The 23452-nt window shown below is 75.8% G+C and carries 18 protein-coding genes and 1 tRNA gene; 6 read left to right on the forward strand and 13 right to left on the reverse strand.

Going from position 1 to position 23452, the window contains the following annotated elements; all coding sequences use genetic code 11:
• Positions 1-27: 27 nt before the first annotated feature.
• From GGE06_RS14490 to GGE06_RS14515, 6 genes are all read right to left on the reverse strand, one after another.
• The gene (locus GGE06_RS14490; protein WP_116160280.1) at positions 28-1272 is read right to left on the reverse strand and encodes an APC family permease; all 1245 of its coding nucleotides are present in this window, start codon (positions 1270-1272) and stop codon (positions 28-30) included.
• Between the two features lie 111 nt (positions 1273-1383).
• Positions 1384-3483 (reverse strand): FAD-dependent oxidoreductase, encoded by a 2100-nt coding sequence (locus GGE06_RS14495; RefSeq protein WP_181924600.1) that lies wholly within the window; start codon positions 3481-3483, stop codon positions 1384-1386.
• Position 3484: 1 nt separating this feature from the next.
• On the reverse strand, positions 3485-5089 hold the full coding sequence (locus tag GGE06_RS14500; protein WP_184931027.1) for a class I tRNA ligase family protein: 1605 nt from the start codon (positions 5087-5089) through the stop codon (positions 3485-3487).
• Complete coding sequence (locus tag GGE06_RS14505; RefSeq protein WP_184931028.1) at positions 5086-5565, reverse strand: cupin domain-containing protein; 480 nt, start codon at positions 5563-5565, stop codon at positions 5086-5088. Before GGE06_RS14505 ends, GGE06_RS14500 begins: the two co-directional genes overlap by 4 nt.
• Positions 5566-5768: 203 nt before the next feature.
• On the reverse strand, positions 5769-6653 hold the full coding sequence (locus GGE06_RS14510; protein WP_147321087.1) for a hydroxymethylglutaryl-CoA lyase-like TIM-barrel protein: 885 nt from the start codon (positions 6651-6653) through the stop codon (positions 5769-5771).
• A gap of 5 nt (positions 6654-6658) precedes the next feature.
• Positions 6659-6862, reverse strand: a complete 204-nt coding sequence (locus tag GGE06_RS14515) for a hypothetical protein (protein ID WP_116160276.1) — start codon at positions 6860-6862, stop codon at positions 6659-6661.
• A gap of 196 nt (positions 6863-7058) precedes the next feature.
• Here GGE06_RS14515 and GGE06_RS14520 point away from each other — a divergent pair, with 196 nt between their 5' ends.
• The 4 genes from GGE06_RS14520 (at position 7059) to GGE06_RS14535 (ending at position 11570) form a co-directional block, all read left to right on the forward strand.
• Positions 7059-8201 carry a helix-turn-helix transcriptional regulator gene (locus tag GGE06_RS14520; protein ID WP_246532563.1) on the forward strand — a complete coding sequence of 381 codons (1143 nt, stop codon included), beginning with the start codon at positions 7059-7061 and terminating at the stop codon, positions 8199-8201.
• A 115-nt stretch (positions 8202-8316) separates the two neighbouring features.
• A complete protein-coding gene (gene lepB / locus GGE06_RS14525; RefSeq protein WP_116165454.1) occupies positions 8317-9084 on the forward strand; it encodes a signal peptidase I in 768 nt (255 codons plus the stop codon).
• A 123-nt stretch (positions 9085-9207) separates the two neighbouring features.
• Positions 9208-10134, forward strand: coding sequence for a hypothetical protein (locus GGE06_RS14530; protein ID WP_184931029.1), 927 nt, complete (start codon positions 9208-9210; stop codon positions 10132-10134).
• The gene (locus tag GGE06_RS14535) at positions 10131-11570 is read left to right on the forward strand and encodes a hypothetical protein (protein WP_184931030.1); all 1440 of its coding nucleotides are present in this window, start codon (positions 10131-10133) and stop codon (positions 11568-11570) included. The genes GGE06_RS14530 and GGE06_RS14535 overlap by 4 nt, the downstream gene beginning before the upstream one ends.
• A gap of 57 nt (positions 11571-11627) precedes the next feature.
• Here GGE06_RS14535 and GGE06_RS14540 read toward each other — a convergent pair.
• The 4 genes from GGE06_RS14540 to GGE06_RS14555 all read right to left on the reverse strand — a co-directional run bounded on the left by GGE06_RS14540 (position 11628) and on the right by GGE06_RS14555 (position 14843).
• Positions 11628-11701: transfer RNA gene (locus GGE06_RS14540), tRNA-Thr, on the reverse strand.
• An 84-nt stretch (positions 11702-11785) separates the two neighbouring features.
• Positions 11786-13330 carry an alpha/beta hydrolase gene (locus GGE06_RS14545; RefSeq protein WP_184931031.1) on the reverse strand — a complete coding sequence of 515 codons (1545 nt, stop codon included), beginning with the start codon at positions 13328-13330 and terminating at the stop codon, positions 11786-11788.
• Positions 13331-13389: 59 nt separating this feature from the next.
• Positions 13390-14592, reverse strand: a complete 1203-nt coding sequence (locus GGE06_RS14550; RefSeq protein ID WP_184931032.1) for a DNA polymerase III subunit delta' — start codon at positions 14590-14592, stop codon at positions 13390-13392.
• A gap of 77 nt (positions 14593-14669) precedes the next feature.
• Positions 14670-14843: a hypothetical protein gene (locus tag GGE06_RS14555; protein ID WP_181924598.1), complete on the reverse strand. Its 174-nt coding sequence runs from the start codon at positions 14841-14843 to the stop codon at positions 14670-14672.
• 184 nt (positions 14844-15027) lie between these two features.
• Between GGE06_RS14555 and GGE06_RS14560 the strand changes: the two genes are divergently transcribed.
• Positions 15028-16212 carry a sensor histidine kinase gene (locus tag GGE06_RS14560; RefSeq protein ID WP_184931033.1) on the forward strand — a complete coding sequence of 395 codons (1185 nt, stop codon included), beginning with the start codon at positions 15028-15030 and terminating at the stop codon, positions 16210-16212.
• The gene (locus tag GGE06_RS14565) at positions 16200-16844 is read left to right on the forward strand and encodes a LuxR C-terminal-related transcriptional regulator (protein WP_116160271.1); all 645 of its coding nucleotides are present in this window, start codon (positions 16200-16202) and stop codon (positions 16842-16844) included. Before GGE06_RS14560 ends, GGE06_RS14565 begins: the two co-directional genes overlap by 13 nt.
• A 68-nt stretch (positions 16845-16912) precedes the next feature.
• Here the strand turns inward: GGE06_RS14565 and GGE06_RS14570 are convergent, their stop codons facing one another.
• The 3 genes from GGE06_RS14570 to tmk form a co-directional block, all read right to left on the reverse strand.
• Positions 16913-19318, reverse strand: coding sequence for an FtsX-like permease family protein (locus GGE06_RS14570; protein WP_184931034.1), 2406 nt, complete (start codon positions 19316-19318; stop codon positions 16913-16915).
• A complete protein-coding gene (locus tag GGE06_RS14575) occupies positions 19315-20091 on the reverse strand; it encodes an ABC transporter ATP-binding protein (protein WP_116160269.1) in 777 nt (258 codons plus the stop codon). Before GGE06_RS14575 ends, GGE06_RS14570 begins: the two co-directional genes overlap by 4 nt.
• Positions 20092-20178: 87 nt before the next feature.
• On the reverse strand, positions 20179-23433 hold the full coding sequence (gene tmk / locus GGE06_RS14580) for a dTMP kinase (protein ID WP_184931035.1): 3255 nt from the start codon (positions 23431-23433) through the stop codon (positions 20179-20181).
• Positions 23434-23452: the final 19 nt, after the last annotated feature.

Consider the following 23452-nt stretch of genomic DNA (forward strand, 5'->3'; position numbering starts at 1 on the left):
GCGAAGTGCCTTTCGGTGGAGGGAGGTTCAGCGAGTACGGGCGCGGCCGGCGAGGGCGCCGCATCCGGCGGCGAGGAGCAGGGCGAGCAGCAGTCCCGTACCGGCGAAGGAGAGGAAGGCGGCCGCGATCAGCAGGGTCACGACGGCGGTGGCGCGCAGGGCGCGGCCGGTGCCGCGGGCCCGCAGGGCGGCCGCGGCGGCGGCCACGTACAGGAGCAGGAAGGCGCTGCTGGTGACGACGAGCACCAGTTCCTCGCCGGTGCCGGTGAGGGTCAGGGTGCCGAGGACGGCGGCGTAGGCGAGGGCCAGGGCGACGGTCGCCCGCACCGGGCGGTCGGCCAGGGCGCGCGGCAGGATCCGCTCGCGGGCGGCGGCCCGGACGACGCGGGTGGCGCCGAGGACCCAGGCGTTGGTGGCGACCACCGCGAGCCCGAGGGCGAGCAGGTCACCGGCGACCGCGCCGGCGTCGCCGAGCGAGGCGCCGAGGAGGGCGGTGATGACGACGGGCTCGTCGCCGGGGACGGCCAGGTAGGCGGCCGTCACCGCCGCGTACAGCAGCCCGACGATGGGCACCGCCCAGCGGATCGCCCGCCGGTAGCTGCGGGCCGGGTCGTCGACCTGCTCGGCGAGGGTGGAGACGTTCTCCCAGCCGAGGAAGGAGAAGAAGGCGGTGACGACGGCGATGCCGACGCCGCCCCAGCCGTGCGTGAGGAACGGGGTGTACTGCCCCGCGTCGAACCGCGGCACCGCGAGCACGACGGCGCCGCCGAGGCCGAGGAGCAGCACGAGCAGGGCGGCGGTCTGCACGCGGGCGCCGGCGGTGAGGCCGAGCAGCGTGAACGCGGCCGACAGCGCCATGAAGCCGATCGCGAGCGGGTACACGGGCCCGTCGGGCTGGCCGAGGAGCCCGAGCAGGCAGCGGGCGGACACGATGCCCATCACCGGATTCCCGATGACGTACGTGGCGACGAGCAGCAGCGCCGCAGCGCGGCCCGGGCGGCGGCCGAACCCGGCCTCCACCATCGCGGCGAGCCCGGAGGCGTCGGGACGCCAGGCCGACATCTCCGCGAAGAAACGGGCGAAGGGGTACGAGCTCAGGGCCAGCGCCAGCCACGCGAGCAGCGCGGCGGGCCCGGCCTGCCGCTCGGTCAGCCCCGGCACCAGAAGGATGCCGGTCCCGACGAGACTGCTGACGTAGAACACGACGAGCGCGCGGACGCCGAGGGGGGTGGGGGCCGGGGCGGCGTCGGGCCGCTGCAGCAGATCGGTCATGGTGTCACCTCCGGAGAGTCGTGGGCATGCGTTCCGCCGGGCGCGGGCCTGCGCCCGATCGTTGTGGTCATGCGTTCCGCCGGGGCGGGCCCGGCACCGTGGGCGCGCGCCTCACCCGTCCCCCAGGACATCCAGCGCCTCCGCCGCCGCCAGCTCCCCTGCCGCCGGGGCCGTTTTGAAGCCCGCCCCCGACCATCCCGTCGCGAGGACGATCCGGCTGTCGGGGTGTTCGCGGCCGAGGTGGGGGCGGGAGTGCGGGGTGTAGAGGTCGACGCCCTGGCGGCCGCCGAGGAAGCGGGTGGCGGGGTCGGCGAGCCAGGGCCACCGCGCGGCCGCGCCGGTGCGGATGTACGCCACGTGCTCGTCGGTGAGCGTGGCGAGCCCGCCCGGGGGGACGTCCCATTCGTCGACGGGCCGCCCGGCCATGTAGCCGCCCGCCGCCTCGCCGTACAGCTGGGGCCGGCCCCAGACGCCGCTGACCATGTCGACGACGGTCGGCAGGCCGGCGGCGGCGGGGTGGTGGAAGAAGCCGTACCGGATGCTCTTGGTGCGTCCGGCGTCCGCGCCGCTCAGCCGGTGTCCGGCGATCTCCCCGGTGCCTCCGCCGGCCGCGAGGACGACGGCGCGGGCCTCGACGGGTCCGCCGGGTTCGAGGAGGACGCGGACCCGGTCGGCCCCGGGCGGGGCGTCGAGTTCGCGTACGCGGGCGGGCAGCAGCCGGGCGCCGTGGGCGAGGGCGCGGTCGCGGTAGACGCGCGCGGTGCGGGGCGGGTCGGCGTACCCGGCCTCGGGTTCCCACACGGCGGCGGTGACGCCGTCGACGGAGAGCCCGGGGAAGCGGGCCCCGAGCACGCCCGGGTCCAGCAACTCCGCGGGCACACCCGCCCCGTTGAGCTCGGCGACGCCCTTCTCGGCCTGTTCCAGGTCGGCGTCGCCGCAGAGGACGAGCGACCCGGTGGTCATGAAGCCGTACGGTCCCGGCGCGAGCGCGGCGGGCCCCCAGGCGAGCCGGTGGCTGCGGAGGGCGAGCCCGCGCAGGTACGGGTCGGCCTCGAAGGAGCGGACGAGCCCGCCGGACCAGGCGGTGGCGTGGTCCTGGCGGCCGTCCATGGGCGCGACGAGCGCGACCCGGGCGCCGTGCCGGGCGAGGGCGGAGGCGGTGGCGGAGCCGACGACCCCGGCGCCGACGACGATGACGTCGTACGCCCGCCCGTGCCGCCCGCCGGCACGGGCGCGGTTCGGCGCCTCAGCCGCTGCCGGCACCGGTACCGGCACGAAGTCCCATCCCACGCTCCCCGCCTCCGGTTCCCCGCTCGCCGTGAACCCCCGGTCCGCGTGGGCCCGTACGGCGGCGAGCAGGGTGCGCCCGGTGCGGCCCGGGTCCTCGGCGAGCGCCGCCGTGGCGGCGGCGAAGGCCGCGTCCACATGGGCCTCGGGCCCGCCGCGCATCCGGGCCACGGAAGCGGCACCGGAAGGCGCCCCGAGCAGCTCGGCGAACTCGTCCACCGCGCAGTCGTCGGTGAACCAGAACGCACCCGTGAACCCGGCCGCCCGCCACTCCCGCCCCACCCGCGCGGCCCCGACATGGGTGCCGCAGACGACGAGCGCGGTGACGTCCCGCCCCGAGGGCGCGTCCACGACGTCGAGGGAGGGCTCGGCCAGGGCCGCCGGCACCGGCACGGCGCCCGTCGCGGGCCCGCTCCCGTCGGAGACCACGGCCCCCGACGGGACGGCGGGCCTCGCGAGCCGCGAGGCGTCCCGTACGAGCTGGGCGAGCCGCTCCCCGTACGCGCTGCCGTCGTGCGTGACGGCGACCCGGGTGTGCCCCGCGTCCCGTACGGCGGCGAGCAGGTCGACGGCCTGGGCCCGGTCGTCCGGGCACCAGCGCAGGAGGGTGCCGGCGCTGTCGGCGAGGAGGCCGGGCGTGGTGGCCAGTGGGAGGAGGACGGGGAGTCCGGCCGCCCGGTAGACGGGGAGGGCGGCGGCCGCGCCGGCGCTGTTGAAGTGGCCGACGACCAGGGCGTGCCGGCCCTCGGCGACGACCGCCTCGGCGATCTGCCGGGCCGTCTCGGCCTCGCCGCGGTCGTCGTACAGCTCCCAGTTCACGGCGGTGCCGTACCGCTCGGCCGCCCGCTCCAGGTGCTCGCCCCAGACGGCCCGGGGCCCGGAGAAGGGCCCGACGACGGCACCGCGCGGCAGGACCTCAGCCACCTCAGGCACTGAAGACCGCCCCCGGCCAGGCCGCCACCGGCGTCCCCGGGGCGAGCGGCGCGAGGGCCTCCGCGTCCACGCGGCGCGGCTGGGGCGCGAGGCCGAGGAGGGCGGCGAGCCGGGCGGAGCCGTACGGGAGGGCGGGCGCGGCCCAGGCGGACAGGGCGGCGGCGACGGCGAGCTGGGCGGAGAGCGCGGAGCGGTACGCGGAGGCGCCGTCCGGACGCTCGGCCTCGAAGCCGTTCACGTGACCGAAGTCCTCGGCGAGGCACACCACTTCGTCGAGCAGCGCGATCGCGCGCCGCGCGTCGTACCCCTCGATGCCGTACGCGTCCCGCAGCTGCCCGACGGTCTCGACGAGCCGGGCGCGCAGCCGCTCCCACGCGGGGCCCTGCGGCACCTCGGAGGAAGCGGCACCACCGGACTCGGCGACGGCCGTGAGCAGTCGGCCGAGCCAGCCGTCCCAGCGCTCGGCGAGCCGCGTGCGGCTGAGTTCGAGGGCGGCCGAACCGAAGCTGGTCTGGCGGCCGTTGGGCCGGTCGGACAGGACGTGGTAGCGCAGGACGTCCGCGCTCGTCCGGGCGAGCTCCTCGTGCGCCCAGATGGCGTGCCGCCTGCTGGTGGAGAACTTGAGGCCTTCGAGCCGGTAGAACTCGTTGACGACGAAGGCCTTCGGCAGCGCGATCTCCGGGTCGTACGCCCGGAAGGCGGCGGGGAACAGCAGGGCGTGGAAGTAGCCGTTGTCGAAGCCGAAGAACTGGACGGGCGCGGGCGCGGGTCCGGTCTCGCCGGCGCCGGTCCACTCCAGGAGGTAGCCGGGGGCCATCTCGAACCAGACGTAGATCCGCTGCTCGGTGAAGCCCTCGACGGGCACCGGCACGCCCCACTCGGAGGGGTGGCTGACGGCGATCTCGGGGAGCCCGCCGGCCCGCATCCGCTCGCAGAGGGAGCGCAGGTGCGGCGGCATGTCGACCTCGTCCCAGAAGGCGGCGAGCTGCTCCTCCCAGGGGGCGAGCGGGAAGTACAGCCGCTCGCAGTCGCGGAGTTCGGGGGTGGCGCCGCAGCCGGTGCAGACGGGGTTCGCGAGGTCGGCGCAGTCGTTGGGGCGGCCGCAGGGCTCGCAGGCGTTGCCGTTGGAGCCGGAGCCGCAGTGCGGGCAGTCGCCCTTGAGGTAGGCCTCGTACAGCCAGCGCTCGCAGCCCGTGCAGTACGGCAGCGGGCGCGTACGGGCGACGATGTGCCCGGCGTCGTACAGGCGCTGGAAGAACTCCTGGACGGCCGGCTGGTAGCCGACGTCCCGGCGCGGTCGGATGATGGCGTCGAAGTCGGCGCCGGCCTGCCGCCACACGGACTCGATGGAGGCGCCGTAGCCGTCGGCGACCTCCTCGCCCTTGCGTCCGCCGTCGTTGAGACCGCGGACGGGCACGTAGCTCTGGTGGTCGTCGAGGCCCGTGGTGTAGCGGACGGGGCCGGCGCCCTCGGCGGCGAGGAAGCGGCGCAGGACGTCGCCGGCGAGGTAGGGCCCGGCGAGGTGACCGATGTGGAGGTCGCCGTTGGGGGTGGGCGGGGTGGCGGTGATCCAGTGGGCGGACACGTCGGCGCTCACGCGGCGACCTCCTCGTTGTCGTTGTCGGTACGGACGGCGGGCTCGCGCAGCGGCCAGTAGAGGGAGACCCAGCTCAGCTCGGTGTCGCCGGTGTTGTGGACGACGTGCTCCTGGTTCCGGGGCAGCACGACGAGGTCGCCGGTGCGGAACGGCGGCTCCAGGCGGCCGTCGAGGGTCACGCTCCCGGTGCCGGAGAGGATGAGCATGACCTCGTCCTGGTCGTGGCAGTCGGGGTCGGAGTCCCCGCCGGGCTTCAGGAAGCAGGCCATGGCGCCGACGGGCGGCTCGGCGTCCCCGCCGGGCCAGGGGATGAGCCGCTGGCAGGCGAGCCCGAACTCCTCGGTGGCGGCGCTGCGGTCGATGCGGAGGCGGCGGTCGGCCATGGGGGCGGCTCCGGTCTTCGGGGGGAGGTCGCGGTACGGAGTGGGGGCGAGGGCCGGTTCTCCGGGCGGCAGGATGGGCGAGGTGAAGGGCATGGAGGTCTCCTGAGAAGGGCGGGGCGCGGGGCGGCCTGGTCTCACGGAAGGGCGAGGCGCGGGGTGGTCGGGTCTCCCGGAAAGGGCGATGCGAGGGGCGGCCGGGTCTCCCGGAAGGATCGGGGTGCGAGGCGGCCGGGTCTCACGGAAGGGATGAGGCGCGGGGCGGCCTGGTCTCACGGAAAGGGCGGGCGGCGAGCCGGCTACGGCGAGTCGAGGCCCTGCACCGACGCGACCGGGATGCGGGCGAGGCCGGCCATGACCTGGCGGGGGCCGGCCCCCCACCCGTACCGCTGCTTGAGCGGCGCGACGTGGGTGGCGATGAGCGCGAGGAGGGGCGCGAGGTCGGCGGGGGTCGCGCCGAGGAGGGCGAGGAGCTGCTCGGTACGGGTCAGTCCTGCGCCCGGGCCGATCCCGTGCACGGCGGCGTCCTGCCAGGTGGCGCCGGCGCTCCGGGCCACGACGGTGTTGTGCAGGGCGAAGCCCTGGTTGTCGTGGGCGTGGATGCCGACGGGGGCGGACACGGCGGCGCGGGTGGACTGGACGAGTTCGATGACGCGCTCGGGGCGGAGCGAGCCGAGGGAGTCGACCAGGAAGACGGCGTCGAGCGGGCCGAGGGCCGCGCTCTCGCCGAGGCAGCGGTCGAGCTCCGGGTAGGAGGCGAGGTCGATGTCGGTGAGGAAGAGGCAGACGCCGAGGCCGGCTTCCCGCAGGCGGTGCAGCGGGGCGGCGGCGCGGGCCACCCGGTCGTAGCGGACGGCGAGGCGGACGAGGCCGACGGGCACGGGGCCGGTGGCCAGGGTGTCGGCGATCCGCCCGGCGGAGGCCGTGGCGGCGGCGTCCGTGGCGGGCAGGGCGGCGGTGTCGAGGAGGACGGAGAAGCGGGGGCCGTACCGCGCGGGGGGTGGGACCGGCAGCAGCGCGCCGCGCGGGGCGGTGCGGTCGGCGGGGTCGTGGACGCTGCCCAGCTCGATGACGTCGATGCCGAGCCGCGCGCAGACCGCGAGGTAGTCGGCGGCCAGCGCGGGGGGTACGGCTCCTCCGGTGAGCCGTCCGCCGGTGCGCAGGGTGCAGTCGAGCAGGGTCATCCGGATCACCCCCAGCCGGTGTCGTTCGTGCCGGCGCCGGCCGCGGGGGCGCCCCAGCCGGTGTCGTAGGCGCCGGTGAGGGCGGCAGCGCCCCAGCCGGTGTCGTCGGTGCGGGTGCCGCCGGCGACGGCGTCGGTGGTGACGGTGGCCAGGCCCGCGAGGCCGACGACGAGGGTGGTGAGGAGGGTGGTGCGGATCCGCCGCTTCATGTCGTGTGCTCTCTTTCCGCTTGATTCGTGGGTTTCCGTGCTGGTTCGCGAGCTTCGCGGGCTGTGCGAGCTTGATGCGCTTTGACCTCGTGGGCGGTGGTACGAACGTATCCACCACGGCATGACTATGGGGCGGAGTGCATGGCTCATTAGGCTGCATGGCAGCAAGAGGACGCTGTCACAAACGGGGGAAAAGATGGCGATAGCAGACATCGGGCGGGCGGATGGTGCCGCGGGGACGCCGGAAGAGGCACGGCCGGGCCCTTCCCCGGACCCGGAGGTCACCGCCCTGGCGGCGATCGGCGCGGTGGGACCGCCCGCGCCCCCGCCGCCCTCCGAGGACCCCGACGACCCCCTGACCCGGGTCTACACCTCCCTCCTGGCCCGGGACCCGGCCCGCGAGCCGGCGCACCCGGCCGACCTCGCGGACGAACTGGACCTGCCGCTCGCCCGGGTGGAGTCGGCCGTCTCGGCCCTCCTCGACATGGGCCTGCTGCGCCGCACGCCGGAGCGGGCCGTGCTCCCGGTGGCACCGGACGAGGCCGTCCAGCGCACCCTGGGACCGCTGGAGCGCGAGATGCGGGCCCGGCGCCAGCACATGGAACGCACCCGCGAACAACTGATGGCCTTCATGCCGCTGTACGAGTCGCACCTGCTGCGCCTCACACACCTGCGGCAGGCGGAGTACGTGGAGCTGCTCACCGATCTGCGCGCGGTGCGGGAGGCCATCACCGAACTGGGCCGGACCTGCGAGCGCGAGGTCATGACGGCGCAGCCGGGCGGCGGCCGGCGCGCCGAGGTCCTGGAGGAGGCGGTGGCCCGCGACGAGGAACTCCTGCGCCGCGGCGTCCGGATGCGCGTCCTCTACCAGCACACGGCCCGCTTCTCCTCGGGCACCTGCGCCTATGTGGAGCGGGTGGGGCGGCTGGGCGCGCAGGTCCGCACCCTGGACGACGAGTTCCCGCGGATGCTGGTCTTCGACCGTACGACGGCGGTCATCCCGGTCCCGGACGATCCGCACGCGGCGGTCCTGATCCGCGAGCCGCACGTGGTCGCGTTCATGGTGGGCGCGTACGAACGACTGTGGCTGGAGGCCCTGCCGTTCGAGACGGAGTGGGACCGGCAGACCATCATGGACATCTCCGACGAGCTGAAGCAGACCATCGTCCGGCTGCTCACCGAGGGCTTGACGGACGCGGCGATCGCCCGACGCCTGGGCCTGTCGGTCCGCAGCTGCCGCCGCCACGTCGCCGACGTGATGGCCGCGCTCGGTGCGGAGAGCCGCTTCCAGGCGGGCTACCTGCTCGCCCAGCAGGACCGCGAACAGCCGAGCCCCTGACGGGGGCCGCCGGGTCACCCGTACGTGGTGAAGAGCGGCTCGCTGACACCGCCCGTACACCACCGAGGCATAAGGTCCGTGCAGACAGCACAGACGCGACGAAGTCAGGGTGGACATGAGCGACTTGGCGACCCAGGAGCGATCCGACGGGGAGGGTGCGGAGGGCGGCGCTCCGGACGAGGCCGCCCCGGCCTCCGGCCGCGCCCCGAAACGGAAGCGCCCCTTCTGGATCGAGCTGCCGTTCCTCGCCGTGATCGCGCTCGTCCTCGCCTTCCTGATCAAGACGTTCCTGCTGCAGGCGTTCCTGATCCCCTCGGGCTCGATGCAGAACACCCTCCAGGTCGACGACCGGGTCCTCGTCGACAAGCTCACCCCGTGGTTCGGCGGGGAGCCCGACCGGGGCGAGGTCGTGGTCTTCCGCGACCCCGGCGACTGGCTCGCGGGACGGCCGGCGAAGCAGCCCACGACGGTCCAGAAGGCCCTGGGCTTCGTGGGCCTGATGCCGGCCGCGGGGGAACAGCACCTCATCAAGCGGGTGATCGGCGTGGCGGGCGACACGGTCGAGTGCAAGGGCACGGGCCCCCTGAAGGTCAACGGCAAGGCGCTGACGGAGCCGTACGTCTTCCAGGGCAACACGGCCTGCAGCACGGACCCGGAAGGCCAGTTCAAGGTCACGGTGCCCGCCGGCCGCCTCTGGGTGATGGGCGACCACCGGCAGAGCTCGCAGGACTCCCGCTACCACCAGAACGACCCCCGCGGCGGCATGGTGCCCGTGACGGACGTCGTGGGCCGCGCCGTCGTCGTCGCCTGGCCGGTCCCCCACTGGTCGGGCCTCCCCGTCCCGGACACCTTCGACCAGCCGGGCCTGGACGACCGGAAGTAGCGGGCGGGCCTGGACGACCGGAAGTGGCGGACGGGCCTGAACGACCGGAAGTGGCGGACGGGCGCGCGATCGGCGGTAACTTGACGCCTGGTCAGTTCGACTGTCCAGGGGAGGGGATGCCGCATGGCCGTCGCCATGTACCAGGCCGTCATGCTCGCGCGGAAGAACCAGCAGCGCCACGAGAAGCTGGCGGCCCGCCGCAGGAAGCTCGACCGGCACGTCGCCCAGGAGGGCGCGGCGCAGGAGGAGCGGCGGCAGGCCACGTACGACCGGGCCCTCGTCCCCTTCCGGGACGCGTTCGAGCGGCTCAAGCGGGTGGACCTCGCCGAACTGGCCCCGGTGGAACCGGCCGGGCACGCCACGGCCGACGTCGAGCTGCGGGAGGTCCAGCAGCTCGCGGTGTCCGCGATCGGGTCGATCGTCGGGGGCGGAGCCACCGGAGCGGGCGTCGGCGCGGCCACCTACATGGCCGTCGGCGCCTTCGCCACCGCGTCCACCGGCACGGCCATCTCGGGTCTCTCCGGGGCCGCCGCGAGCAGCGCCACCCTGGCCTGGCTGGGCGGCGGTTCGCTCGCGGCGGGCGGCGGAGGAATGGCCGCGGGCACGGCGGTCCTGGCCGCGGCGGTCGCCCTCCCCGCGCTCCTCGCGACCGGCGCCCTCCTCGAATGGCGGGGCCGCTCGGCCCGCGAGGACCAGAAGAAGCTCGCCGAGGAGCTGGACGAGGCGGAGGCCGAACTGACCGCGGCCCGCGGGACCCTGTCCGAGGTGTTCCGGCGCAGCCGCGAGATCCGCCTCGTGCTCAAGGACCTCTGCGCGGCCATGGAGGAACGGCTCCCGGCCTTCGTCGAACTGGTCGCCGACCACGACGACTACGGCACGTACGACACGCGGCAGCGCGCCCGGGTCAAGGAGATCTTCGACCTCGCCTGCACGACGGTCACGGTGATGGGAGCCCCGCCGGCCGGAGAGGACGGCCGGGTCAGCGAGCTGTCCGGCCGCGTCGTCGCGGACGCCCGCGCCCGCCTCGCCGAACTGGCCTCCGCCGCATGAGCCGTACGTTCCTGCCCGGCGCCGCCGACCAGGCCGCCTGGACGGTCGCGGACGCCGCCACCCGCCGCCTTGCCGAGGCCACGGTGGAGACGCTGCGCACCCGGGAGACGGTGGAGCGACTGGCACGCCGGTACGTCGACATCGGCAACGCCCAGCGCGCCGGACACCTCTTCGAGGTCCGGCACGCGCTCTCCTTCAACCAGAACGCGATCCGGGCCGGCGCGTCGGTCCGGGCCGTGGTCACGGAGTGGGCCCAAGGCGGCTCGCAGACGGCCGCGGCCGATCTGCACCTCGTCGACCGGGGCCGCCTCGTGGGCCAGGCGCAGGCCAAGCTGGTGGATCGCGTCTCCACGACCGCGCACCAGATGGCGCGGCCGGACTACGAGGGGATGACGCGGCTGGTGGCGGGCGACCGGGTCGCCGCCGTGGACGGCCTCCTCGGGCGCCGGCTCACCATGTCCCCCGAGGGGGTGGGGTTCACCGACTACGCCGACGCCCACGCGCATCTGACGGACCGGCTGACGTACGGGGACGTCGCCTCCGACCCGGTCGACCTGGCCGACGCGCACCGCTCGGCCCGCGACCCGATGCGCTGGGCGCGCGGTGAGGCGGTACGGACGGCCGGCCGGGAGGCGGTGGCCGCGGCGGGGACGGCGGCGGCGGTCGGCGGGCTCGTCACCGGGGCCGTGTCCGCCGCCGGGCAGCTGGCCCGGGTGCGGGCGGGCGAGACCTCGGCCGCGGCGGCGGCCCTCACGGCGGCCGCTTCGGCGGCGCAGGCCGCGGCGCGGTCGGGGGCCGTCGCGGGTCTCGGCTCGGTGATCCGTACGGCCTCGCGGGCAGGGCGTCTGCCCGCGGTGCTGGGCGGCGGGGACCTGTCGTTCGCGACGGCCGGCGCCGCGTACGCGGTGGCGGAGGCCGGTGTGGCCCTGGCGCGCGGGCAGATCGACGCGGGCGAGTTCGCGGCCCGCAGCGCGGAGGCCACCCTGCGGACCGGCCTGGGCTGGGCCTGCGGGGCGGTGGCCCAGACGGTGATCCCGGTGCCGGTGGTCGGGGCGCTGGTGGGCGGCCTGGTGGGCCAGGCGGCGGGCGCCCTGATCACCCAGGGCCTCCAGGCGTCCCTGGTGGCGATCCGGGGCACCGACGAACCGGGCGCGCACCTCCTGGAGCGCGAGCTCCTCACGGCCTCCCTGACCTCGGGCCTCCTCGCCTCGGCGGCGGCGGCCCTGGGCCCGACGACCCGCGCGTCGTCCGTCGTCCTGCCCGGCCTGGAGTCCGTACGGAACCGGCTCGCGGGCACCGACCCGACGACCGCACTGTCCGCCCTGGCGACCCTGACGTCCACGGAGGCGGGCCGCCCCGTCTTCCTGACACCGGAGGAGTTCGACGCCTGGATGGCGGCCGAAGACGCCCCGCTGCTCCTCGACCCCAACTGGTGACCGGACAGGGCAACAGAAAAGGCCAGGTCAGAAATCATCTGACCTGGCCTTCTTCTGAGCCGCCTTCGGGATTCGAACCCGAGACCTACGCATTACGAGTGCGTTGCTCTGGCCAACTGAGCTAAGGCGGCGCGCTGCGCAGACACATCGTGGTGCAGCAGCGTCGCCAAGTCTACACAGTTTCTCGGGGTGCTCCGACCACCCCCGGATCATGCCTACGAGCAGCGCTTTCCCTCAGCCGGAGGGGTGCCTTCCAGGAGGTAGGTGTTGATCGCCGTGTCGATGCAGTCGCTGCCCCGGCCGTACGCGGTGTGGCCGTCGCCCACGTAGGTCAGCAGGGTGCCGGAGGAGAGCTGGTCGGCCAGGGACCGGGCCCAGTGGTACGGGGTGGCCGGGTCGCGGGTGGTGCCGACGACGAGGATCGGGGCGGCGCCCTCGGCGGTGATGCGGTGCGGGCGGCCGGTGGGCGGGGTGGGCCAGTAGGTGCAGTTGAGGGCGGCCCAGGCGAGGCCCTTCCCGAAGACCGGGGAGGCCTTCTCGAAGGACGGGACGGCCTTCTCGACGTCCGCGGGGCCGGTGTAGGCCGGCGGCAGGTCCAGGCAGTTCACGGCGGCGTTGGCGAACATGAGGTTGGCGTACGTGCCGTCCGCCTCGCGCTCGTAGTAGCTGTCGGCCAGGGCCAGGAGCCCGGAGCCGTCGCCGCCCCTCGCCTGGGAGAGGGCCTCGCGCAGCTGCGGCCAGGCGCCCTCGTCGTACATCGCGGCGATCACGCCGGTGGTGGCGAGGGACTCGCCGAGCAGGCGGCTCTCGCCCGTCGGCAGGGGCTTGGCGTCGACGTCGCGGAAGAACCTCTTCATCGCCTCCCCGGCCGCGTCGACGGACTTGGTGCCCAGGGGGCAGTCCGACTTGCCGATGCAGTCCGCGGCGAAGGCGCGGAAGGAGGTCTCGAAGCCGCCGGTCTGGTCCCGGTTCAGGTCGAGTGCGGAGAGCGAGGGGTCCATGGCCCCGTCGAGGACGAGCCGGCCGACCCGGTCCGGGAACAGCTCGGCGTAGGTGGCGCCGAGGAACGTGCCGTACGACGCCCCCACGTAGGTGAGCTTCTCGTCGCCGAGCACCGCCCGCAGGACGTCCATGTCCCGGGCCGTCTCGACCGTGGAGACGTGGGGCATGACCTTGCCCGACTTCTTCTCGCAGCCCGCCGCGAAGTCCTTGAAGGCCGCGCTCAGCGCGTTGGCCTCCGCCGTGTCGTCGGGGGTCTGGTCGACCTGCGTGTACGTGTCCATCTGCGGGCCCGTCAGGCACTCCACGGGCTCGCTGCGGGCCACTCCGCGGGGGTCGACGGCCACCATGTCGTAGCGGGCGCGGACGGGCGCCGGGTAGCCGATGCCCGCGTACCCCTGGAGGTAGCCGACGGCGGAGCCGCCGGGGCCGCCCGGGTTGACCAGGAGCGAGCCGAGCCGCTTCCCGGGGCCGGTGGCCCGGACGCGGGACACCGCGAGCCGGGCCTCCTCCCCGTCCGGCTTCGCGTAGTCGAGCGGGGCGCGCAGGGTGGCGCACTGGAAGCCCTCTACGCCGCAGTCGCGCCACTTCAGCTTCTGCTCGTAGTACTTCTTCAGCTTCGGCGCCTGGGACGCGGGGGAGGACGCCGGCGCGGACGACCTGGAGGCGGCGGCGTCGCTTCCGCCCGAGCAGCCGGAGAGGATCAGACCGGCGGCCGCGAGGGCCGTGGCGGACGTACGGAGCAAGCGCCTGGAATCCATCCCAGGAGCGTATCCGTACCGGTACGGACCGTGTCCAATCGCCCGGGGGCGCAAGGGATCTAGCCTCTCAGGGCCATCGTCATCGCCTCCACGGCGAGCAGCGGCGCCACGTTCCGGTCGAGGGCCTTCCGGCAGGCGAGGACCGCCTCGATGCGGCGGAGGGTCCGCTCCGGGGTGGTGTCGTGGGCGATCCGCTCGATCGCGTCCCGCACGTCCGTGTTCGCCAGGGCCGCGCGGGAGCGGAGCTGGAGGGCGAGCACGTCACGGTAGAAGCCGGTCAGGTCGGTGAGCGCGAGGTCCAGGCTGTCGCGCTGCGTCCGCGTCCTGCGCCGCTTCTGCCGCTCCTCCAGCTCCTTCATCGCCCCGGCGGTGCCGCGCGGCATCCGCCCGCCCTGCGCCGCGCCGAGGGCCGCCTTCAGCTCCTCGGTCTCCTTGACGTCGATCTCCTCCGCGACCTGCTTGGCGTCCTCCGCGGCCGCGTCGACCAGTTCCTGCGCGGCCTTGAGGCAGCCGCCGATGTCGTCGACCCGCAGCGGCAGCTTCAGGACGACGGACCGGCGCGCGCGGGCCCGCTCGTCGGTGGCGAGCCGCCGGGCCCGGTCGATGTGGCCCTGGGTGGCGCGGGCGGCGGCCTGCGCGAGCTCCGGCTCGATGCCGTCGCGCCGCACGAGCACGTCGGCGACGGCCTCCACCGGCGGGGTGCGCAGGGTCAGGTGCCGGCAGCGGGAGCGGATCGTGGGCAGCACGTCCTCCAGGGAGGGCGCGCAGAGCAGCCAGACCGTGCGCGGCGCGGGCTCCTCGACGGCCTTCAGGAGCACGTTCCCCGCGCCCTCGGTGAGCCGGTCGGCGTCCTCCAGGACGATCACCTGCCAGCGGCCGCCCGCCGGGGAGAGCTGGGCGCGCCGGACGAGGTCGCGGGTCTCCTTCACGCCGATGGACAGCAGGTCCGTGCGGACGATCTCGACGTCCGCGTGCGTCCCGACGAGGGTCGTGTGGCAGCCGTCGCAGAAACCGCAGCCCGGGGCACCGCCGAGCGCCCGGTCGGGACTGACGCACTGCAGCGCGGCGGCGAACGCACGCGCCGCGGTCGCCCGCCCGGACCCGGGAGGGCCGGTGAACAGCCACGCGTGCGTCATCTTGGAGGCCTCGGGCTCCGGCTCGCCCGCGGCGTGCGCGGTCACGAGCGCGTCGGCATCGCGCGCGGCGGCGGCGAGCTGCTCCTCGACCCGGCTCTGCCCGACCAGGTCGTCCCATACGGCCATGTCTGCGCCCTCCTCAGGTACGTCCTCCATTGTGGGGCAGCGCTCTGACAGCCCCCGCCGCCCTGTGGACAACCCCCTCAGGCCCCGCTGCGGGGCCGGGTCAGCCACAGTCCGGCCGCGGAGCCGAGGAGGACCGCCCCGGTGGAGACGCTTCCGGCGATCTGGAGTCCGGCGCTCCAGCCGGCGAAGGTGCTGATGAAGACGTTGGCCAGAACGCTCGCGGTGAGCAGCAGCCAGAGAATCGCGCGCATGGGTGCCTCCGTGGGGTGGGTGGGATGGGTGGTGACGGAACGCGGTTCCGTTCGGTCGCCGGGCCGTTCCCGGCTCCCTTCGATCCTGGTCTCCGCCGCCTCCGCGCACAGCGGTGCCCGCTCCCGGAGCGAGGGTGTAGCCCGCTCCACCGCCGCCCCGCGCGGCGCCGCCTACCCTGGCTCCATGCGCGAGGCGATCAAGGAAGCGGCACGGGCGTGGCTTCACCTCACGATCGGGGCCGCGGTCTCCCTCCTCTGCTACCTGATGGTGGGCGTCGTCCTCTTCACCGCGGTCCTCACCCTCACCGTCATCGGCGCCGGCGTGCTCCCGGAGAGCGTGCTGCTGCTGCGCCGCCTCGCCGGGTGGCAGCGGCGCCGTACGGCCGCGTGGACCGGCACCCCCGTCCCCGAGGCGTACCCGGCGCTCGAAGGCCCCCTCCCCGCGCGCGTGCGGACCGCGGTCACCGACCCGGGCACCCGGCAGGACCTGGTCTGGGCCGCCGCGCAACTGCTCTACGGCATGGTGCTCTGGTACCTCTCGCTGATCGTCTGGGTGCCCGCGCTGCTGGTCGACGGCGTGTGGACCGGGCTCGCGGGGCGGCGACCGGTGGCCCTGCCGCTGATCGGCCGGCTCGCCGGCCTGGCGGCGGACTGGTCGCGGGCGCTGCTCACGCCGGCCCCGTCGGCCGTCCGGGACGCCGCCCTCGCCGCCCGTGTCGAGCAGCTCACGGCGACCAGGGCGGGCGCGATCGCCGCGCACGGCGCCGAGCTGCGCCGGATCGAGCGCGACCTCCACGACGGCGCACAGGCCCGCCTGGTGGCGTTGTCCATGCGGATCGGGCTCGCCCGGCGGGCGTACGCGTCCGATCCCGCGACCGCGCGCCGGCTCCTCGACGACGCGCAGACGCAGGCCGAGGAGGCGCTGGCCGAGCTGCGGCACGTGGTGCGCGGCATCCACCCGCCGATCCTCACCGACCGCGGCCTGACCGGAGCCGTACGGGCCCTCGCGGCGAGCAGCGGCCTGGAGACGGCGGTGGCGGTGACCGGCCTCGGCGACCACGCGCAGGACGGTCCCCGCGCCCCGGCCGCCGTCGAGGCCGCCGCGTACTTCGTGGTCGCCGAGGCGCTCACCAACGCCGCCAAGCACAGCGGCGCCGACCGCGCCTCCGTCTCCCTGAGCCGTGAACCGGCCGCCCTCCGCGTGCGCGTGCGGGACGAGGGCCGCGGCGGGGCCGAGGCGGGCGAGAGCGGCGGCTCCGGCCTGACGGGCATGCGGCGCCGCGTCGCCGCGCTCGACGGCACCGTACGGTTGACCAGCCCCGTCGGGGGCCCGACCGTGATCGAAGTGGAGCTTCCGTGCGTGTGGTGATCGCCGAGGACAACGCCCTCCTCAGGGAGGGCCTGGTGCTGCTGCTGACCTCGTCCGGCCACGAGGTCGCCGGGGTCGCGGCCACCGGCCCCGAGATCCTGCCGCTGCTCCTGGAGCACCGGCCGGACGTGGCCGTCCTCGACGTGCGGTTGCCGCCGGACTTCCGCGACGAGGGGCTGCGGGCGGCGCTCGCGGCCCGCGAGCGGCTCCCGGAGCTGCCGGTGCTCGTGCTCTCGCAGTACGTGGAGGAGACGTACGCGGCCGAGCTCCTGGGCGGCGGCGCCCGGGGCGTCGGCTACCTCCTGAAGGACCGGGTCGGCCGGGTCGACGAGTTCCTGGACGCCCTGGAGCGGGTCGCGTCCGGCGGTACGGCCCTGGACCCGGAGGTCGTCACCGAACTGATGGCCCGCCGCCGCGACGACCCGCTGGACTCCCTCACGCCCCGCGAGCGCGAGGTCCTGGAGCTGATGGCGCAGGGCCACGACAACGGCACGATCGCCCGCTCGATGGTGGTCACCGAGCGGGCCGTGCACAAACACATCGGGAACGTCTTCCTGAAGCTCGGCCTGCCGCCGACCGACAGCGGCGGCCACCGCCGCGTCCTCGCCGTCCTGGCGTACCTCAACGCCTAGCAGCCGCCCAGGACGCGCCTGCTTCGACGCCCAGGACCGCCTGCCTCAACACCCAGGACTCGTCTGCCTCAACGCCTGGAAGCGGTCCGGGCGACCGGCAGGAACACGCCCGCCGCCACCGTGACGAGGACGGTGCCCACGATCGTGCCGGCCTGTGCGGGCGGCAGGTACGGCAGGCCGCCGGTGAGCGCCCAGGCGAACGCGGTCAGCGGCAGCGCGCCCACCACGAGCCCGACGAGGAGGCCCGTCACGGTCAGGAACCCCGCCTCCAGGCCGAGCATCCGGCGCAGCTGCCCCGCCGAGGCGCCGACCTGACGCAGCAGCCCCAGTTCGTCGCGCCGCCCGGCGCCGATCAGGGCGAGGGTGCTGAGGACGGACAGGAGGGTGAGGCCGCCGATCGCGGCGACGATCCCGCCGGAGACGAACCCGTTCAGCTCGGCCCCGGGGGGCGTCACCGCCTCGGGGGCGACGGGGGCGGTCCCACGGACGCCGGACGCCAGTACGCGCGCGGGGTACGGATCGCTCATGTGCGGGGCCAGTTCGGCCTTCGGCAGCAGGAACTCCCCGAGGGCGAGCGAGCGTCCGTAGACCGCGACCACCCGGAGCCGCTTCTGCGCCCCGTCGCCGAACCGCAGCTCCACCGTCGAACCCGGCTTCACCTCAAGGGAGTCGGCCATATCGGCCCCGACCGCGACCGTGCCCGCCCCGGCGAGTCCGGCCAGGTCGCCCGCGACGACGCCCGGGTCGAGCGTGCCCGCGAGCCCCTCGGCGTCCACGCCGAGGACGGGGAGCCGGTCGAGGCGCGGCGAGCCGGCCTCCGTGCGGGCCAGGACCACCGACGAACGCAGCACGTCCGTGGCCGAGTCCACCCCCGGGAGCCGCCGCACCCGCTCCGCCGTCGTGCCGGAGTGGGCGAGGCCGGCGGTGGTCGCGGCGCGCGCCTGCGCGGCGGCGGCCCGCTCCATGGTGGCGCCCGCCGACAGCTGGACGACCGCGAAGGCGGTGACGAGGACGACGGGGACGAGCGCGGCTCCGATCCGGCGCGAGTGCGCGGCGGCACCGGCGGCCGTGAGTCGCCCGGGGGCGCCGCCGAACCTCCGGAACGGCCGGTCCAGGACCGTCATCGCGGCCCCCGCGATCCACGGCCCGAGCAGCGCGCACCCGGCGACCAGCGTCACGGTGGCCGCCCCGGCAGCGGCAGCGGCCGCGTCGCCGCCCTGGAGCGTGGCCGTACCGGCCGAGCCCGCGCCGAGCACGAGCAGCACGAGCCCGGCGCCACGGCGGGCGCCGCCCTTCCCCGGGCGTCCCGGCCGGCGCGCCGCGAAGAGGACCACGAGCCGCGCGATGCCCACCACGAGGGCGGCGGCGACGAGGACGGCGGCGAACAGCCAGGGCGGGGCGGGCAGTTCGAGGCCCTCCGGTACGACTCCGGTACGGGCCCGCAGCACCGACCACAGCACCAGGAACACCGGTACGGACGCGAGCGCGCCGAGCAGCGCCGCCGCACCCGCCACCCGGACCACCTCCCGGCCCGCCGCGCCCCGCACCTGACGGGGCGTCGCACCGACCGAGAGCAGCAGTTCCCGCTCCGCGGCGCGCTGTTGGAGGGCCTGCGCGACGAGCGAGGCGAGGACGAGGACGGCGACGAGGAGGACGTTCGCGGCGACGGCCGCGAGGAGCTGGAGCAGTTCCGCGCGCGCGGGCGGCGCGCCGAGGTGCTCGGCTCCGCCCCTGCCGTTCCCGGTCAGCGCCCGCAGCGGCTGCCCGGCCGCCGTGTCCTTCAGCCCTGCGGTGTCGAGGGCGGCCCGTACGCGTGCGTGGAGGGTGTCCACGGGCATGCCGGGCTCGGCGAGGACTCCGACGGCGTCGACGGTGCCGGGATGCCCGGCGAGCCGCCGCGCCTCCCCCGCCGTGACGTACAGCGCGGCGGGCCCTTCGGCCACCCCGACGACCGTCCGCCCGGCCACGGTGTCCCCGACGGCGGCGCCGAGCCCGGCTCCCACGACGGTCTCCCCAGCCCGCCGGGGCTCCCGTCCGTCGGTCAGCCGGTACGGGGCGAGCCGGGCCGCCTCCCAGGGGCGCCCGGGGTACGCGCGCGTGCCGTCCGGCTCCCGTACGCGGAACGTGCGGTCGGGGACCGCTTCCCGTACCCCGGGCACGGTCCTCAGGACGTCGACCGCCGCCTCGGGAATCCGTACCCGCTCGGTCAGGCCCACCGTCTCGGTCCTCGGCTCGCTGCCCCACGGCTCGACCGTCCAGCGGACCTCCTGGTCGCCGGCGACGACGACGGGCGCGGCGGCGTACCGCTCCACGCGCGCGTGGCCGAGTCCGGCGGAGCCCAGCGCGAGGGCCAGGGCGCCGAGCAGGGCGGAGGTGACGGCGACGGCCGCGAACACGGCGGCCCACGCCGTGCGGTGGGCCCGCAGCGAGCGGGCGGCCAGCAGCCGCACGGCGGAGTTCCCGCCCGGGCTCATCGCGCCACCGCCGGCTGCCGACCCGTCTCCGTACGGACGCCGAGTGCCGCCCGTACGCGCTCCTCGTCCGGGCGGTCGAGTCGGCCGGCGATCCGGCCGTGCTCCAGGAACACGGCCTCGTCCGCCCAGGTGGCGGCGACCGGGTCGTGGGTGACGAGGACGACCGTGCGCCCCTGCTCGTCGACCGCGCGCCGCAGCAGGGCGAGGACCCCGGACGCCGTGACCGGGTCGAGGGCGGCGGTCGGCTCGTCGGCGAAGACGACCTCGGGCTCGTTGACCAGGGCGCGGGCGATCGCGACCCGCTGCCGCTGGCCGCCGGAGAGGCTCTCGGGCCGGTCCTCGGCCCGGTCGGCGAGCCCCACGGCGTCGAGACCGGCCAGGGCGAGGGCGTCGAGCGCCCGGCCTTCGCGGGCCCCGGCGAGGAGCAGCGGCAGGGTGACGTTCTCCCGCACGTTCAGGGCGGAGACGAGGTTGAGCGACTGGAAGACGAACCCGATCCGGTCGCGCCGGAGCCGGGTCAGAGCGGTCGCCTTCAGGGAGGCGAGGTCGGTGCCCCCGATCCGCACCCGCCCGGCCGTCGGCCGTTCGAGCCCGGCCGCGCAGCGCAGCAGGGTGGACTTGCCGGAGCCCGATCGGCCCATCACGGCCACGAGACGCCCGCGCGGCACGACCAGGTCGATCCCGTCGAGCGCGGGCGCCCCGCCGCCGTACACGCGGCTCACCCCGTCCAGTGCGAGGGCTGCCCCGCTCTCCGTCACTGCTGTCGTCGTCATACCGGCAACGCTAGAAAAGCGCAGGTCACAGCGGGATGGGGCGGGCTACCGGAGTGGGGGTGGAGCCAGCTACACCCCCACTCCGGCTCAGCGACGTCGGCGCGGGCCCTCGTCCTCGTCCTCGTGCGGGCCGAACAGCTCGTCCGCGAGGGTCGGGAGGTCGTCGAGCGGGGTCTCCTCCGCCCAGTCGGAGCGGCGGCGCGGGCGGCCGTTCTCGTCGAGCTGGGGCAGCTCGCGGGTCCGGTCGTTCGCCCCGTGAGGCTCGTCGCGCCCGTCGCGCCCGTCGCGCTCGTCGCGGAAGATGCCCGGCGGCACCCGGTCGGCAGGGTCGGAGGCCCGGTCCCGTACGGAAGGCAGCACGGCGGTCTCGTCGACGCCCCGCGGGTCCCGGATCTGCGGCAGGACGGCGGTCTCGTCGGCCTCCGAACGCACGATCGGGGTCTCGACGGTGACCTCGTCCGGCGAGACGGCCGGCGCGTCCGGCTTCACGATCGGGGTCGGCACGGTGACCTCGTTCGCCGAGACCTCCGTGGCCCTGGCGGCCCGCTCCGCCGCGGCCGTCCGCTCGGCGGCGGCCTTCTCCGCGGCCTCGCGTTCCCGGGCGGCCTTCTCGCGGGCCGCCTTCGCCGCCTCGGCACGCTGCGCGGCGGCGATCTCCGCCGCGGCGCGCTCGGCGGCCGCACGCTCCGCCGCGGCCTTGGCGGCGGCCTCGGCGGCGAGCTTCTCGGCGGCGGCCCTCGCCGCCGCCTCCTCCGCGGCCTTCGCGGCCGCGGCGGCCTCGGCCATCCGGCGGGCCTCCTCGGCGCGCAGCAGGGCCTCCTCGGCCTTGCGCTGCTTCTCCAGGCGGCGCTCCTCGGCCTCGGCCCGGAGCCGGGCCTCCTCCTCGGCCTCCTTGCGGAGCCGCTCCTCTTCCTCCTTGCGGGCCTTCTCCTCGGCGGCGACGCGCCGGGCCTCCTCCTCGGCCGCGAGACGCTCCTCCTCGGCCTTCCGGCGGGCCTCCTCGGCCTTCCGCTCGGCCTCCAGGCGGCGCGCTTCCTCCTCCTCGCGGCGCTTGCGCTCCTCCTCCTCGGCACGGAGCTTGGCGAGCTGCTCCTGGCGCTCGCGCTCCAGGCGCTCCTCCTCGGCCTTGCGGGCGGCCTCTTCCTCCGCCAGGCGCCGGGCCTCCTCCTCGGCCTTCCGGCGGGCCTCCTCCGCGGCCTTCACCTCGGCCTCGGAGAGCGGCAGCATCCGGTCGAGCCGGTGGCGCACGACGGTGGTGACGGCCTCGGGCTCCTGGCCGGCGTCGACGACGAGGTAGCGGCTGGGGTCGGCGGCCGCGAGGGCGAGGAATCCGGCCCGTACGCGCGCGTGGAACTCCGGCGGCTCGGACTCGAGCCGGTCGGGAGCCTCGGTGAACCGTTCCCTCGCGGTCTCCGGGGAGACGTCGAGGACGACGGTCAGATGCGGCACGAGACCGTCGGTCGCCCAGCGCGAGATGCGGGCGATCTCGGTCGGGGACAGGTCGCGGCCCGCGCCCTGGTAGGCCACGGACGAGTCGATGTACCGGTCGGAGAGGACGATCGCGCCCCGCTCCAGGGCCGGGCGGACCAGGGAGTCCACGTGTTCGGCGCGGTCGGCCGCGTACAGCAGGGCCTCGGCGCGGTTCGAGAGCCCCGCCGACGACACGTCGAGGAGGATCGAGCGGAGCCGCTTGCCGATCGGGGTGGCACCCGGCTCGCGGGTGACGACGACCTCGTGGCCCTTGGCGCGGATCCACTCGGCGAGCGCCTGGACCTGCGTGGACTTGCCGGCGCCGTCGCCGCCCTCCAGGGCGATGAAGAAGCCGGTCGGGGAGGGAGCCTGGACCGGGTCGGAGCCGCGCAGCGCGTCGCGCAGGTCGCGGCGGAGCGGGACGCCCGCCCGGTCGTCGGTCTTCGCGAGGACGAGCGCGGCGACCGGCAGCAGCAGGGCGCCGACGAGGGCGAGCGTGAAGGCGGCGCCGCCGTGCGCGAAGACGAACTCGCCGGACGCGAGCCGGTGCGGCCCGATCGCGGCGGCGAGCAGCGGGGCGGCGAGCGCGCCGATGCCCATGGCGACGCGGGCGGTGGCCTGGAGGTGCTCGGTGGTCCGGGCCCGGCGGGGCTCCTCGGTCTCCTGGTCGATCAGGGTGTGGCCGGTGTTGGCGGCGACCCCGGCCGCGTACCCGGCGAGGACGGCGAGGAACAGCACGGTCGCCGTGTCCGGGACCAGGCCCATCGCGATCAGCGCGACGCCGGTGACGGCGATCGCGAGGGCGAGCAGCCTGCGCCGGGACAGCACGGGCAGGACGGAGCCCGCGGTGCGGATGCCGACGGCGGTGGCGCCGCTCAGCGCCAGGATCAGGAGGGCGTACGTGGCGGGCCCGCCGCCCAGGTCGTACGCGTGGAGCACGGAGAGGGACGCGGCCGCGGCGATCGCGCCGGCGACGGTGGCGGAGGCGAGGACGAGCAGCGGCAGGACGCCGGTGCGGCCCTTGCCCTCGTCGGTGCCGGTCTTCGGCCGGCGCAGGCCCTCCAGGGGCGAGCGGGGCCGGGGCGTCGCCCCGCCGGGCAGCGCCATCGCGTACAGGACGGTGACGGACGCGGCGAACAGTCCGGCGGCGACGTACGAGCCGAGCGCCGCCTGGTGCAGCGTGAACCAGTCGATGCCGGCGCCGAGCAGGTTCCCGACGAGGGTGGCGACGAGCAGCACGGCGGCCGCGGCGGGAACGGCGAGGAAGGAGGTCCGCTGGGACAGCCGGCGCAGCGCGCCGAGGTGGTCGGGCAGCGGCCGTACGGCGGCGCCCTCGAGCGGCGGGGCGGGCAGCAGCGCGGGCGCGGCGCCCTCGCGGCCGATGGTCCAGAGGCGTTCGGCCGCGCCGGTGACGAAGACGGTGCCGAGCAGGTACCAGAGGGCGCTGGCCGGGACCCAGTCGATCCACAGCGGGGCGATGACGAGCAGCGCGATCCGCAGCCCGTCGGCTCCGATCATGGTCCAGCGCCGGTCGAGCGGTCCGGACGGCCCGGTGAGCGCGGTCAGCGGCCCGAGGAGCACGGCCCCGAAGAGGACCGAGGCGAGGAGGCGGGCGCCGACGACGGCGGCCACGGCGAACGCGGCTCCCCGGTAGCCGCCCCCGAGCGCGCCCTCGGCGACGGCCGCCTGATAGCCGAGGAGCACGAGGACGAGGAGGGCGAGCGCGTCACCGGTGCTGCCGACCAGGTGGGCGCTCCACAGTCGGCGCAGCGGCTGATGGCGCAAGAGGGCGCGTACGGCGCGCTCCCGGGAATCCGCGACGAGTGCCGTGTCGGAATCGCCCAGGCGGTCTGGCTGCTCTGCTCGCGTCATCCGTCCACCCTATCCGGAC

The organism is Streptomyces nymphaeiformis (assembly GCF_014203895.1).
Lineage (GTDB): Bacteria > Actinomycetota > Actinomycetes > Streptomycetales > Streptomycetaceae > Streptomyces > Streptomyces nymphaeiformis.